The organism is Streptomyces krungchingensis, from assembly GCF_054729265.1.
Window position 1 is genome coordinate 5,417,688 of sequence record NZ_JBPUKY010000001.1, and the last position, 13,313, is coordinate 5,431,000.

Genomic DNA, 13,313 nt, shown 5'->3' on the forward strand with positions numbered 1-13,313 from the left:
CGTGGCGACCGACCTCGACGGCACGCTGCTGCGTGCCGACGAGACGGTGTCCGGGCGCACACGTGAGGCGCTCGCCGCGGTGACCGCGGCGGGCGCGGCCCACATCGTCGTCACCGGACGCGCGGTGCCCTGGACCCGGCACATCCTCGACGACCTCGGCTACGAGGGCCTCGCGGTGTGCGGCCAGGGCGCGCAGGTCTACGACGCGGGGGCGCACCGGCTGCTCACGTCGGTGACGCTGGACCGGCAGCTGGCCGGTCTGGCGCTCGCCAAGATCGAGGCGGAGGTCGGGCCGCTCCTGCTGGCCGCGAGCCGCGACGGGCTCGACGGCGAGGTCGTCGTGGGCCCCGGCTACCGGGTGCAGGAAGGCCCGCTGACGACCGTGCCGATCAGGGACGCGGCGGACCTCTGGTCGGCTCCCCTGAACAAGGTGTACATCCAGCACCCGACGCTCTCCGACGACGAGCTCGCCGCCGTCGGCACGGAGGTCGCGGGCGGTCTGGTGGGCGTCACGATGGCGGGTGCGGGGATAGTGGAACTGCTGCCCCTCGGCCTCTCCAAGGCCACCGGGCTGTCCCTGGCGGCCCGTCGGCTCGGCATGAAGGCGGCCGACACGATCGCCTTCGGCGACATGCCCAACGACATTCCGATGTTCGCCTGGGCGGCGCACGGGGTGGCCATGTCCAACGCCCACGACGATCTCAAGGCCGTCGCGGACGAGGTGACGTCCTCGAACGAGGAGGACGGCATCGCGGTGGTCCTGGAACGCCTGCTGGGCTAGGCCCGTCCTCGGTCCGGTCCCAGCTCCTGCCGAACGCGGGAGCGGGACCTGCGCCGCGGAGCCAGGAGCTGCGCGGCAGGGGCGAGGTCCGCGCTGCAGGTCGGGCGCTGACCGACGCCGACCGACCGGCCGGCCGGCCGGGGAGACGGCATCGGCCGTCCGCTGTCGTGCCGGCCGTGACGCGGCGGCATCAGCCGTCCGCCGGTGCGTTCTTGCGGAGGATGCGCGGATCGAACGCGCGCGGGGACGACCCCGACCACGGCTTAGCAAGCCGGTGCCTTACCTCTCGGCCAATCCTCCGGGTGGGCGGCCCGCGCGTGACGCGCGCTCGAAGCGGCCGCCCCGGGCAGCCCCCCGTGCGGGGTGGGTTCGACGGAGGGGTAACTACTCCGGAACCCGCCGCGGGCTGCCCTGTCGGGAGCTCGACGAACTGCTCCTGATGAACATCGTCGCGCTCCTCTCCCAGAACATGGCGCCGGCTCGATGCGGCGGCGTGGACACAACTACTGTGCCCCGGCGTCGATTTGGACGCCACCGAATAAATGCCGGGCTCGCACCCAGTGCTGGATCCAGGGCCACCCGACCCCCGGCGGCGGCCCGGTACGCGGCGGCCGCCGGAAGACGCGGTCAGCGGCGGCGCCACCTGCGCCGTCGCGCCTTGCTGAAGAACCATCCCGCGGGCGGCTCGTCGGACCGCCAGGGCTGCGGGTCGGGCCCTCCCTCGCGCCAGCGGGCGGCCAGCATACGGGCGCGGGCCGAGGGCTCGGCCGCATCCGCGGACCGTATGAAGTCCTCGTCCAGGACGAGGTCGTCCCAGACGTCCCCGGGTTCCCCGTCGCCTTTCAGTTCCTCAGCGGACATCCCCGTCCTCCTAGCAACGCATCCCCTCGGCCCAGTGTGCCCGGGCGCAGGTGAAGCCGATGTCAAGAAAAGGCCGCCCGGTGAACGGGCGGCCTCGGCGGGGTTCCACGCGCGCGTGCACCGTGACGGCCGGCACGCGCGCGTGGAACCCGCTCACTCCTCGCCGGCCAGCGTCAGCGACCGCAGCCGCTGCCCCGCGTACCAGGTGGCCAGCACGGTGACCGCGATCAGCAGCACCGTCGCGGTCGGCAGGCCCACGTCGGAGGTGACGAGGTCGCCGCCGGTGACCTTGTGGCCCACGGCGAGTGCCCACTGCTGGACGCTCAGCGTGCGCGCGCCGGACACCAGCGACCCGAAGAGTGCCTCCCAGACGAGGGCGTAGACGAGTCCGAAGACCACCGCGTGCCGGGTCACGGTCCCCAGGAGCAGGAACAGGGCGGCGTACGCGATCGAGGCGACCAGCGCGGCGACGGTGTAGGCGACGGCGATCTGCTGGCCGTTGCCGTTCAGGATCAGGCCCGCGATGAACGTCGGCACCGCCGAGAACGCCATGGTGACGGCGATGGCGACGATCAGCTTGGTGAAGATGATCGTGGGCCGCTTGAGGGGCTTGGCCAGCAGATACACCACCGAGCCGTCGTCGATCTCGGGGCCGATCGCTCCGGTGCCCGCGATGACGCCGATGATCGGGACCATCGTCGCGAGCGCGAAACCGCCGAGCACGTCCGAGGCCACCTGGTCGTCGGCGCCGGTGAAGCCGCGTACGGCGGCGGAGATCACGATGAGCAGGACGGGCAGGGCGCACAGGATCAGGGCCCTGCGCCGGCCGAGCAGGCCACGGTAGGTGAGCCGGGCGACTGTGGGGTCGTACATCTTCGGCCTCCTACGCCGCGACGAGATACGAGAAGACGGACTCGAGGGACTCGTCGGACGGCGAGACCGTGAGCAGCCGGATGCCGTGCTCGCGCGCCACGCGCGGGAGCAGGGCGGTGAACCGGCCGAAGTCGACCGCCTGGATGCGCAACGCACCCTCGGCCAGGTCGACTTCGATGCCCGACGTCGACGGGTCGGCGATCAGCGCCGCGGCGAGCGCCCGGTCGTCGCTGGACCGGATCAGATAGCGGTGCGGGCGGTCGGTCATCAGGCGGCGGATGCGCCGGAAGTCGCCGCTCGCCGCGTGCCGTCCGGCGACGATCACCTCGATGTGCGCGGCGAGCTGCTCGACCTCTTCGAGGATGTGGGACGAGAACAGCACCGTGCGGCCCTCGTCGCCCATGCGCCGCAGCAGGTCCATGAGCTGCATGCGCTGACGCGGGTCCATGCCGTTGAACGGCTCGTCGAGCAGCAGCAGCGACGGGTCGTGGACGAGCGCGGACGCCATCTTCACGCGCTGCCGCATGCCCTTGGAGTACGTCGAGATCTTGCGGTCCTGCGCGTACTCCATCTCGACCGTGGCGAGCGCGCGTTGGGCTGCCTTGTCGCCGAGGCCGTGCAACTCGGCGTTGGCGACGACGAATTCGCGGCCGGTGAGGAAGTCGTACATCGCCTCGCGCTCGGGGACGATGCCGATGTGCCGGTAGATCTGTTCGTTGCGCCAGACCTGCTCGCCGTCGAGGGTGACGGTGCCCGTGGAGGGGGCCAGGAAGCCGCCCATCATGTTGATGAGGGTGGACTTCCCCGCGCCGTTCGGGCCGAGCAGGCCGGTGACTCCGGGGCCGATCGTCATCGTGATGTCGTTGACCGCCACCACGTTGCCGAACCAGCGTGAGACGTGGTCGATGTTGAGCGTGGTCACAGCCCGACCTTTCGGTAGCGGCGCATCAGGAGGCCGTAGCAGCCGGCGATGAGCCCCAGGACGACGATGAGGTAGACGAGGCCCTGCCCGGACGAGGGTCCTTCCCCTCCGGGGAACGCGGAGGTGGCGCCCAGGAAGGCGGTCTGCACCCCGTCGATCAGCGTGATCGGCGAGAAGAGGCCGAGCCACGGGACGGCGCCGGTGCTGGACTGCTCGAAGGCGATGGCCTGGACGGTGGACACCGCCCCGTAGGAGATGGTCAGGGCGGCGATGACGGCCGCGATGCCGAAGCCGCGGCGCGGCGTGACCGCGGAGATCACCAGGCCGATCCCGGCGAAGAGCAGCGACAGCAGTGTCACGGAGACCAGCCCCTGTGCGAATCCCTTGGTCTGGTCGGCGAAGTCCAGCTTCGCCAGCAGCGCTCCCGCGTAGAGCACGACGAGCGGCGCGGCCGTGAGGACGAACAGAGCCGAGGCCAGCGCCGCGTACTTGGCCCGCACGTAGTCCGCGGTCTCGATGGGGCGCGAGAAGTACAGCGGGACGGTCTTGAATCGCAGGTCGCGGGAGACGGCCTGCGGTCCCTGCGAGGCCACGTACAGACCGATCACGGCCTGCATGATGATCGCGTATCGCGTGTAGTCGACGGGCAGGTCCTTCGCCTTGGTGGCGACCGCGACCGCCACCATGATCAGGGCGGGGACGCACATCACGACGAACAGCAGCATCGGCAGCACCTTGGACTTGACCGAGCGGCCGAGTCCGTAGGCACCGCGCAGGGACTGCGAGTACAGCGAGCGACGGGCGTACGCGCGGCCCAGGCGCGGTCCGTCGTAGTTGCGGTAGCCGATGTTGTGGATCCGGGTCTGCTCGGCCTCCCGGGCCGTGGGCTGCTCAACCGCCATGGCCGACCGCCTCCTTCCGCTGCTCGTCGCTGTCCTTGAAGACCTCCGCGATGTGGTGCCGGCGCTGCTCCATGCGGACCAGGCCGAGGCCGAGGTCGGCGACGACGTCGCGGACGAGGTCGTACGTCTCCTCGCCCTCGGCGGTCAGCAGCAGGATGTGCCCGGCGCCCGGCAGGCCGCTGCCGTCGTGGGTCTCGATCCCGCGCGCGTCCAGCGCGTCGCGCACCGCGCGGGTGCCGTCCGGGTGCTCGTCGGTGTCGGTGACCTCGATGGCGAGGGTCGTGGTGGTCTGGGTGAAGTCCGTGGTGGAGCTGGACCGCAGCAGCTTGCCGCCGTCGATGACGACGACGTGGTCGCAGGTGCGCTCCAGCTCGCCCAGGAGGTGCGAGGTGACCAGGACCGAGATGCCGAAGTCGGTGTGGATCCGGCGGATCAGCCCGAGCATGTCGTCGCGGCCGACCGGGTCGAGGCCGTTGGTCGGCTCGTCGAGGAAGACCAGCTGGGGGTCGTGGACGAGGGCCTGCGCGAGCTTCACGCGCTGCTTCATGCCCGTCGAGTAGCCGCCGATGGGGCGGTAGCGCTCCTCGTACAGGCCGACGTGGCGCAGGGTGTCCGCGGTGCGCTCGCGGGCCGCGGCCGGCGGGAGGCCGGACATGCGCGCCATGTGGACGACGAACTCGGTGGCCGAGACGTCGGGCGGCAGGCAGTCGTGCTCGGGCATGTACCCGACCCGCTCGCGGATGGCGGCGCCCTTGGTGGCGACGTCGAGTCCGAGCACTTCGGCGCGGCCCTCGGTGGCGGGGGACAGACCCAGCAGGATCTTGATCAGTGTGGACTTGCCGGCTCCATTGGCTCCGACGAGTCCGGTCACACCGGGCCCGACGTCCACGGAGAGCCGGTCAAGCGCGGTCACCCGGGGGAACCGCTTGCTCAGGCTTTCGGTCGCGATCACAGTCACGTTTCGAAGGTAGTGGCGCATGCCACAGCGGTCGTCAGACCACGGAGCTGGATCCGCGTCAGACTCCAGTCGTACGGGCCCGTAGGGGTCCCCCTGAGGTCGAATGCCGTCTCTCGCCGCTGCCCGGCCGGGCCGCCCGTCCGGGGGTGCCGGCCGTCCACAACGGACCGGTTGTCCACAGGCGTCGCACCCGGCTATTGACGCAGCCTCTAACTACTGTCACATTCGCCAGTGTCAAGTTACGGACACGTACCGCGGTCGGCGTGGACAGGGTGTGGGGCGGTGGCATGACGGCAGTGGCAGGCGAACTCTCCGCGGAGCTGCGCGGGTTCACAGAGGAACTGCGCGGGTTCAAAGAGGTGCAGCGCCTCGCGTACGAGTGCGCGGAGGCGGTCGCGGCGCAGCTGAAGCCCGGTGTGACGGAGCGCGAGGCGGCACGTATGCAGCGCGACTGGCTGCGCGAGCGCGGGGTGCGGGACTGGTTCCATCTGCCCTTCGCCTGGTTCGGCGACCGCACGGCGTTCGTCGGCTTCCGCGTCCCGCTCCAGTTCTTCCCGACCAACCGGCGGCTGGAGCCGGGGATGCCCTTCATCCTCGACATGGCACCGGTCCACAAGGGCTTCACCGCCGACATCGGCTACTCGGGCTCCCTGGGCCCGAACCCCCTCCAGGACAAGCTGCTCGCGGACCTGGAGGCGCACCGCGAGCTCATCCTGCGCGAGGTGCGCGAGCGCCGCACGCTGCGCGAGATCTACGAGGACGTGGACCGGCTCATGGTCCGCCAGGGGTACGCCAACCGGCACCGCGCGTACCCCTTCGGTGTGATCGCGCACAAGGTGGACCGGGTGAGGGAGCGTCCCTGGTCCCCCCGTCTGTTCGGGTTCGGCACCCAGGCCCTGAAGGGCCTGGCGGGCGACGCCCTGCGCGGGCACCGGGACGGCTGGTCGCCGCTGTGGTCGCCGTACCGCTTCTCCGACCATCCGCCGCAGCCCGGGCTGTGGGCGGTCGAACCCCACCTCGGATTCCGGGGCACGGGCGCGAAGTTCGAGGAGATCCTGGTCGTCACCGACTCCAAGGACCCCGAGGCGAGCGCCTTCTGGCTGGACGACGATCTGCCGCACGTGCGGCGCTGGGCGGAGGACAAGTGAGTCTCGAAGGTGCGCGCGAGCGCTGGGTGCGGACGGGCGGGATCGAGCTGTGCGTCGCCGAACTGGGCGACGACCGGCAGCCCACAGTGGTGCTCGTGCACGGATATCCGGACTCCAAGGAGGTGTGGTCCGAGGTCGCCGCACGCCTGGCCGACCGCTTCCACGTCGTGCTGTACGACGTGCGCGGGCACGGCAGGTCGTCGGCGCCGCAGCCGCTGCGCGGCGGGTTCACCCTGGAGAAGCTGACGGACGACTTCCTCGCGGTCGTGGACGCGGTGAGCCCGGACCGTCCGGTGCACCTGGTGGGGCACGACTGGGGCTCGGTGCAGTCCTGGGAGTTCGTGACGGTCGCACGCACCGAGGGCCGGATCGCGTCCTTCACCTCGATGTCCGGTCCGTCCCTCGACCACTTCGGGCACTGGATCAAGCAGCGCGTGCGCCGGCCCACCCCCCGCCGGGTCGGCCAGCTCCTCGGCCAGGGCGCCAAGTCCTGGTACGTGTACATGCTGCACACTCCCGCGCTGCCCGAGCTGGCCTGGCGCGGCCCCCTCGGCAAGCGCTGGCCGAAGATGCTCGAGCGGTTCGAGAAGGTGCCCGCGGGCGACTACCCGACCTCGTCGCTGCCCTCGGACGCGGCGCACGGCGCATGGCTGTACCGCGACAACGTACGGCCCCGGCTGAGCAGGCCGCGCGCCGACGCGTACGCGCACGCGCCCGTGCAGCTGATCACGCCCCTGGGCGACGCGTTCCTCTCCGAGCGGCTCTACGACGACCTGGAGGAGTGGGCACCCCGGCTGTTGCGCCGCACGCTCCCCGCCAAGCACTGGGTTCCGCGCACGCGGCCTGACCAGCTGGCCGCCTGGATCACCGAGTTCGTGACGGCCAACGAAGGCCGGGAGGCCGGGCTGCCCGCGCAGGACACGGCGGCCACCGGCAAGTACGCGCGCCGGTTCGGGGGCCAGCTCGTCCTGGTCACCGGCGCGGGCAGCGGCATCGGACGGGCCACCGCCTTCGCGTTCGCCGAAGCCGGCGCGCGCGTGGTGGCCGTCGACCGGGACGCGGAGAGCGCCGCCCGCACGGTGGAGATGTCCCGGCTGATCGGCTCCCCCGAGGCCTGGGCGGAGACGGTCGACGTCTCCGACGAGCAGGCCATGGAGAAACTCGCCGAGAAGGTCGCCACGGAGTACGGCGTGGTGGACGTCCTGGTGAACAACGCCGGGATCGGGCTCTCCGGCTCCTTCCTCGACACGACGTCGGAGGACTGGAAGAAGGTCCTCGACGTCAATCTGTGGGGTGTGATCCACGGCTGCCGGCTCTTCGGGAAGCAGATGGCCGAGCGCGGCCAGGGCGGCCACATCGTCAACACCGCCTCGGCCGCGGCGTACCAGCCCTCGAAGGCCCTGCCCGCCTACAGCACCTCCAAGGCGGCCGTACTGATGCTCAGCGAGTGCCTGCGCGCGGAGCTGGCCGGGCAGGGGATCGGCGTCTCGGCGGTCTGCCCCGGCTTCGTCAACACGAACATCACCTCGACCGCCCGTTTCGCCGGCGTCGACGCGGAGGAGGAGAAGCGGCGCCAGAAGAAGTCCGCCCGGCTGTACGGCCTGCGCAACTATCCGCCGGAGAAGGTCGCCGACGCGATCCTGCGCGCCGTCGTCCGCAACCAGGCTGTCGTCCCCGTCACCCCGGAGGCGCGCGGCGCCCACCTCATGTCCCGGTTCACCCCGAAGGCGCTGCGCGCGATCGCCCGTCTGGAGCCACCGCTGTGAGCACGGCGGAGCCCGCGGGAGTACCCGGGCGCGGTGCGATCGCGCCGCGCCGGGTCTCCTTCGGCAGAGCCGTGCGCGAGGGGCTGTTGCCCACGTGGAGGGAGCCCGGCGCGGCCGTACCGCGCTGTCTGCGGCGGTCGTACCATCCGTCCCAGGAGGGGTCACTGCGCCGGGCCGTCGAGTACCTGGCACTTTCGCGGGCGGCGCGGACGGCAGCCGCGGCGATCGGGCGTGCGGCGACCGCGTAGCGACCGCCGGGCGGCTTCGCCGGGCGACGCGGAAGGGCAGGGAGCGTGAGCGACGAAGCGGCCGGTGCCGCGTACCGGATCGAGGATCTGGCACACCTCAGCGGTGCCACGGTCCGGACGATCCGCGCCTATCAGGACCGCGGCCTGCTCCCCCGCCCCGAGCGGCGGGGCCGCGCCAACGTGTACGCGGACACGCATCTGGCCCGGCTGCGGCAGATCGCCGACCTCCTCGACCGCGGCTACACGCTGGCGTCCATCAAGGAACTGCTGGAGGCCTGGGACACCGGCCGGGGCCTCGGCGGGGTCCTCGGTCTGGTCGCCGAGGTCGACGGGCCGTGGACCGACGAGGAGGCCGCGCGGATCTCGCGCGCCGAGCTGGACGAGCGGTTCGGCGGAAGCCCGGACGACGCGGCGGTGGCCGAGGCCGTGGAGCTGGGAGTGCTGGAGCGCATTCCCGGCGACGAGGACACGTTCCTCGTCCCGAGCCCTCAAGAGCTGGGCGTGGCAGTGGAGTTGCACGCGGCGGGTGTTCCGCTGTCCGCGATCTCGGGCCATCTGCGGGAGTTGAGGGTTCAGGTCGAACATATCGCGGACCGTTTCCTGGAGTTCACGACCGAGCATGTCTTCGTGCGCTATCTGGGGGAGCGCCCGCCGACGGACGCGGAGGCCGCCGAGGCGGCCTCTCTCGTACGACGGCTGCGGCCTCTGGCGCAGCAGACGGTCGACGCCGAACTCGCCAGGGCCATGCGCCTGTTCGCGCACCGGCACCTGCGTGAGCAGCTGGGTGCTGGGCAGCCCCGGGACAGAGCCGACGAGGTGCATTCGGTGGAGATACCCGCGCAGACAATGCGGGCCGTGGCGAACCTGGTTGGTCCGTCGCAGGTGGCAGCCTTCGTCGCTGCCGCGGCTGAACGCGAGGTCCAGGCACGTGCCTTGGACCACCTGGCGGCAAATCACGCCAAGCACGGCATGGTTGACCAATCCCCCTAAATCCTCGTCATGTTGTCCACAGAATCTTCAAATCCCCTGTGGATAACCGGACTTGGTTGTGGATCAAACCTCCGGACCAAAATCAAATGCGTGATCAGCGTCTCGCCAGGCACGCTGGTGAACCCGACGGCACGAAGAACGGGTGGCGTACAGCTCGACCGACGAGGCCGCGCACCCCCCGCGAACGAGGACCGGACGGAACATAGAACAAAGAGATCGAACGACAAGATGGATGTACGTATGGATGAAAGACGCACCGTAAAGGTGTCGAAGTACCTCTCGAAGCACCTGCGGCACCAGCCCGAGCGGATCGGGCTGGCGCTCGGCGAGGGCGGCTGGGTCGAGATCGACACGCTGATCGCCGCGGCGGCCGCCCACGGCTTCCGCATCACGCGCGAGGAACTGGACCACGTCGTCGCCACGAACGACAAGCGGCGCTTCGCCGTCGAGGGCACCCGGATCCGCGCCAGCCAGGGCCACTCCGTGGAGGTCGACCTGGGACTGCCCCCGGCGACCCCTCCGGCATACCTCTACCACGGGACCGTGGCGTCCAGCCTGGACGCGATCCGTGCCGAGGGCCTCAAACCCATGAGCCGGCACGACGTGCACCTCTCGCCCGACCGGGAGACCGCGACCCGTGTCGGTGCCCGCCGCGGCCGGCCGATCGTCCTCTCCGTGGACGCCGCCGCCATGCACCGCGACGGCCATGTCTTCCACGTCAGCGCGAACGGCGTCTGGCTGACCCAGGCCGTGCCCCCGCGCTACCTGCGCTTCCCGGGCCCGCGCTGACGCCGCCGGCCGCCGCGGGGCAGCCGTGCCCCCGGTGACCCGCCGACCGCCCGGGACAGCCGTGCCCGCGGTCCGTGCGGCCCGTGGACGATCACGCGGTGGCGACGACCACCTTCCGGTTCCGCTTACGCTCGAAGCATGAGTCTGCGCCTCAGCACCGTGATCCTCCCGTACGTCCGCTGGCACGAGGGCGGGCGTTCCGCCTGGCAGCGCGCGGAGCAGCTCGGCTTCCACACCGCTTTCACGTACGACCACCTGTCGTGGCGGAGCTTCCGCGACGGCCCGTGGTTCGGCGCCGTGCCGACGCTCACCGCCGCGGCCGCCGTCACCGGCCGCATCCGCCTCGGCACACTCGTGACCTCTCCGAACTTCCGGCACCCGGTGACCCTCGCCAAGGAACTCGTCTCCCTCGACGACATCTCGAACGGCCGGATCACCCTGGGCATCGGCGCGGGCGGCACCGGCTTCGACGCGACGGCGCTCGGCCAGGACCCGTGGACCCCGCGTGAGCGCGCCGACCGCTTCGGCGAGTTCGTCCCGCTGCTGGACCGCCTGCTCACCGAGGAGTCCGTCTCGTACGGCGGTGACTTCTACTCCGCGCACGAGGCGGTCAACATCCCGGGCTGCGTGCAGCGCCCCCGGCTGCCCTTCGCCGTGGCCGCCACGGGCCCGCGCGGCCTGAAGCTCGCCGCCCGGTACGGGCAGGCCTGGGTGACGACCGGCGACCCGAAGCTCTACGAGACGGGCACCCCCGAACAGTCGGTTCAGGCCATTCGCCGGCAGGCCGACAAGCTGGCCGACGCCTGCGCCGAGATCGGCCGGGACGTGTCCGAGCTCGACAAGATCCTGCTCACCGGGTTCACCCCGGACAAGGGCCGTCCCCTGGAGTCCCTCGACGCGTTCGTCGACTTCGCGGGCAGGCACGCGGAGCTGGGCTTCACCGAGATCGTGATCCACTGGCCGATCCCCGACTCGGTCTTCGCCGCCGACGTGAAGGTCTTCGAGCAGATCGCCATGGACGCCCTCGCCCAGCTGCCGTGAGGGCGACGGGGTGTAACGGCGCTGGTGAGGACGGTAACCACTCAACTGTGCGGACCGCCGCACGGCCGTGCGGGCATATGCGGGAGAATGAGCGGGTGACCTCAGCGACTCGACGGCCCGAGACCCCGGCCTCCACCGTTCCGCCCCGGCTGATCGCCACGGATCTCGACGGCACCCTGTTGCGCGACGACAAGTCGGTGTCCGAGCGTACGATCGCCGCCCTCGCCGCCGCCGAACAGGCCGGAATCGAGGTCTTCTTCGTCACGGGCCGCCCGGCCCGCTGGATGGACGTCGTCAGCGACCATGTCCACGGGCACGGCCTCGCGATCTGCGGGAACGGCGCCGCCGTGGTCGACCTGCACGGCGGCCCCGGCGCCCACCGCTTCGTCAAGATCCGCGAACTGGCGCCCGGCATCGCGCTCGACGTGATCCGCCTCCTGCGTTCCGCGGCGCCCGGCACCGTGTACGCCGTCGAGCGGACGTACGGCCTGCACCTCGAACCGGCCTACCCCTCGCTGCACATGGAACCGCCGGAGATCGTCGCGCCCGCCGAGAAGCTCCTCGCCGCGGACGCCCTGGACGCCGATCAGCCGGTGCTCAAGGTGCTCGCCTACCACCCCGACATGGACCCGGACGCCTTCCTCGCGGTCGCCCGCACGGCCATCGGCGAGCGGGCCAACGTGACCCGGTCGAGCCCCAGCGCCCTCCTGGAGATCAGCGGCCCCGGCGTCTCCAAGGCCAGCACTCTCGCGCTGTGCTGCGCCGAGCGGGGCATCTCCCCCGAGGAGGTCGTCGCCTTCGGCGACATGCCGAACGACGTGGAGATGCTCACCTGGGCAGGCCGTTCGTACGCGATGGGCAACGCCCACCCCGACGTCCTCGCGGCCGCCTCCGGCCGCACCGTCGCCAACAACGACGACGGAGTGGCCGTCGTGATCGAGCGGATCCTCGCCGAGCGGCTCGAGACCCCCTAGAGCGGGACCCCGTGCCGGGCCAGCCACGGCACGGGGTCGATCGCCGATCCCAGCTCGTCGCTGACCCGCACCTCGAAGTGCAGGTGCGGTCCCGTCGAGTTGCCGCTCGTGCCGGACTGCCCGATCAACTGCCCGGTCGACACCCGGTCACCCGGGTCGACGGCCACGGCGGCCAGGTGCGCGTACTGCGTGCGGCAACCGCCGGAATGCCGGATCACGATCTCGATGCCGAAGGAACCCCCGCAGGAGACCTTCACCACCCGGCCCGCCCCGACCGACCTCACCGGCGTACCGATGGGCACCGCGAAGTCCTGCCCGGTATGGCGGTTCGCCCAGCGCTCGCCGCCGCTCCCGAAACGCGCGGAGAGACGGTACGAAGGCACCGGCGCGACCCACTTGCGCTCGCTGTGGGTCCGCGCCCCGTCGAGGTGGACGGCACCGCGGCAGGAGCCCGCCGCCACCGAGGCGTCCGCCCGGCTCTGCAGCGTCGACCGCGCCTCGTCGAGCTTTGCCTCGATGGTCCGTTTCATCGCGGCCAGTTCGCCGTTCCGCTCGTCCAGCGCCTTCCGGGCGGACCGTGCCTTCGCCTCGTCGGCGGCGAGCCGGGCCTCGGCGCGACGGCTCCTGCCGACCGCGTTTCCCAACGCCAGATCCGCGCGCCAAGCGGCGCCCTGACCACGCATCAGCTCGTCGTCGCCGGCCGCGAGCAGCATCTGCGCGGAGTACGGAAGCCCGTCGCCCTCCCGGTACTGGGCGCGCGCGATCCGCCCCAGGTCCTCGCGCAGCACCGTGATCTCCTGCCGCTCGCGTGCGAGAAGCCGCTCGGCCCGCTCCGCCCTGCCCCGCTGCGCGTCGGCCGCCTTGCGTCCCGCCTCGTACGCGCGCGACGCCGTGGCGGCCTCCTCGTACAATCGCGCCACTCTCGCACCGGCCTCGGAGCCGTCGTCCTCGCTCTCGGCCGTCGTGGGCCGGGACGCGAGAACCGCGAGTGCGCACAGCAGCACCGGCAGGAGCAGGGGGCGACGGCGGAGGAAAAGCATGACAGCGATCGTGGACCGCG

At 71.5% G+C, this 13,313-nt stretch carries 13 protein-coding genes, 1 tRNA gene and 1 pseudogene; 8 read left to right on the plus strand and 7 right to left on the minus strand.

Annotation, left to right across the window (positions count from 1 at the left end):
• Window position 1: 1 nt before the first annotated feature.
• The gene (locus ACSYGO_RS23840) at window positions 2–781 is read left to right on the plus strand and encodes an HAD family hydrolase (protein ID WP_426677224.1); all 780 of its coding nucleotides are present in this window, start codon (window positions 2–4) and stop codon (window positions 779–781) included.
• 215 nt (window positions 782–996) lie between these two features.
• Here the strand turns inward: ACSYGO_RS23840 and ACSYGO_RS23845 are convergent.
• The 6 genes from ACSYGO_RS23845 to ACSYGO_RS23870 form a co-directional block, all read right to left on the minus strand.
• Window positions 997–1,081 (minus strand) — tRNA-Ser (locus ACSYGO_RS23845).
• Between the two features lie 327 nt (window positions 1,082–1,408).
• Window positions 1,409–1,642 carry an SGM_3592 family protein gene (locus tag ACSYGO_RS23850; RefSeq protein ID WP_432175517.1) on the minus strand — a complete coding sequence of 78 codons (234 nt, stop codon included), beginning with the start codon at window positions 1,640–1,642 and terminating at the stop codon, window positions 1,409–1,411.
• 153 nt (window positions 1,643–1,795) lie between these two features.
• Complete coding sequence (locus ACSYGO_RS23855; RefSeq protein WP_028804040.1) at window positions 1,796–2,515, minus strand: ABC transporter permease; 720 nt, start codon at window positions 2,513–2,515, stop codon at window positions 1,796–1,798.
• Between the two features lie 10 nt (window positions 2,516–2,525).
• A complete protein-coding gene (locus tag ACSYGO_RS23860; RefSeq protein WP_028804041.1) occupies window positions 2,526–3,437 on the minus strand; it encodes an ABC transporter ATP-binding protein in 912 nt (303 codons plus the stop codon).
• Window positions 3,434–4,339 (minus strand): ABC transporter permease subunit, encoded by a 906-nt coding sequence (locus ACSYGO_RS23865; protein WP_432175518.1) that lies wholly within the window; start codon window positions 4,337–4,339, stop codon window positions 3,434–3,436. The genes ACSYGO_RS23860 and ACSYGO_RS23865 overlap by 4 nt, the downstream gene beginning before the upstream one ends.
• Window positions 4,329–5,291: an ABC transporter ATP-binding protein gene (locus tag ACSYGO_RS23870; RefSeq protein ID WP_426677223.1), complete on the minus strand. Its 963-nt coding sequence runs from the start codon at window positions 5,289–5,291 to the stop codon at window positions 4,329–4,331. Before ACSYGO_RS23870 ends, ACSYGO_RS23865 begins: the two co-directional genes overlap by 11 nt.
• Before the next feature lie 293 nt (window positions 5,292–5,584).
• On the opposite strand from ACSYGO_RS23870, the gene ACSYGO_RS23875 reads away from it, so the two are divergent.
• The 7 genes and pseudogenes from ACSYGO_RS23875 to ACSYGO_RS23905 all read left to right on the plus strand — a co-directional run bounded on the left by ACSYGO_RS23875 (window position 5,585) and on the right by ACSYGO_RS23905 (window position 12,253).
• Entirely contained in the window at window positions 5,585–6,445 is an 861-nt protein-coding gene (locus ACSYGO_RS23875; protein WP_460387562.1) for a M24 family metallopeptidase, read from the plus strand.
• Window positions 6,442–8,211, plus strand: coding sequence for an SDR family oxidoreductase (locus ACSYGO_RS23880; RefSeq protein WP_460387563.1), 1,770 nt, complete (start codon window positions 6,442–6,444; stop codon window positions 8,209–8,211). Before ACSYGO_RS23875 ends, ACSYGO_RS23880 begins: the two co-directional genes overlap by 4 nt.
• A gap of 65 nt (window positions 8,212–8,276) precedes the next feature.
• Window positions 8,277–8,459, plus strand: a pseudogene (locus tag ACSYGO_RS23885) (metal-dependent hydrolase); the annotation flags it as partial.
• A 45-nt stretch (window positions 8,460–8,504) separates the two neighbouring features.
• A complete protein-coding gene (locus ACSYGO_RS23890) occupies window positions 8,505–9,449 on the plus strand; it encodes a MerR family transcriptional regulator (RefSeq protein WP_460387565.1) in 945 nt (314 codons plus the stop codon).
• 240 nt (window positions 9,450–9,689) lie between these two features.
• Window positions 9,690–10,238: an RNA 2'-phosphotransferase gene (locus ACSYGO_RS23895; protein WP_426677114.1), complete on the plus strand. Its 549-nt coding sequence runs from the start codon at window positions 9,690–9,692 to the stop codon at window positions 10,236–10,238.
• 138 nt (window positions 10,239–10,376) lie between these two features.
• Complete coding sequence (locus ACSYGO_RS23900; protein ID WP_460387566.1) at window positions 10,377–11,279, plus strand: LLM class flavin-dependent oxidoreductase; 903 nt, start codon at window positions 10,377–10,379, stop codon at window positions 11,277–11,279.
• 77 nt (window positions 11,280–11,356) lie between these two features.
• Entirely contained in the window at window positions 11,357–12,253 is an 897-nt protein-coding gene (locus tag ACSYGO_RS23905) for a Cof-type HAD-IIB family hydrolase (protein WP_426677112.1), read from the plus strand.
• Here ACSYGO_RS23905 and ACSYGO_RS23910 read toward each other — a convergent pair.
• The gene (locus ACSYGO_RS23910; RefSeq protein WP_435225292.1) at window positions 12,250–13,293 is read right to left on the minus strand and encodes a M23 family metallopeptidase; all 1,044 of its coding nucleotides are present in this window, start codon (window positions 13,291–13,293) and stop codon (window positions 12,250–12,252) included. The two genes, ACSYGO_RS23905 and ACSYGO_RS23910, sit on opposite strands and share 4 nt — an antisense overlap.
• Between the last annotated feature and the right edge of the window lie 20 nt (window positions 13,294–13,313).